Genomic DNA, 308 nt, shown 5'->3' on the forward strand with positions numbered 1-308 from the left:
ATCATCACCTCGTCTCTGGCCGGACCGGCATTGCTGTCGCTCGGCGTGCCGCTCATCGTCAGCCACATGTTCGTCTTCTATTTCGGCATCATGGCCGACCTCACCCCGCCGGTGGCGCTTGCCGCCTTTGCCGCCGCGCCCATGGCCAGGGAAAGCGGCCTCAAGATCGGCATCCAGGCCACCAAGCTTGCCGTCGCCGGCTTCGTCGTGCCGTTCATGGCGGTCTACACCCCGGCGCTGATGTTGCAGGACCCCGGCCCGATCGCCGCCCAGTTCGGCTATCCCATCGAGGTCGCTTATATCGTCGC

Annotated in this window: 1 protein-coding gene; it reads left to right on the plus strand. The window is 65.6% G+C overall.

Annotated features, from left to right (window positions below; all coding sequences use genetic code 11):
- Nucleotides 1-308: TRAP transporter large permease subunit (locus tag EN804_RS36120; RefSeq protein WP_135922403.1), on the plus strand; the 308-nt coding region annotated here is incomplete at both ends.

It is taken from the genome of Mesorhizobium sp. M8A.F.Ca.ET.161.01.1.1 (assembly GCF_004792105.1).
In the GTDB taxonomy this organism is placed as follows: domain Bacteria; phylum Pseudomonadota; class Alphaproteobacteria; order Rhizobiales; family Rhizobiaceae; genus Mesorhizobium.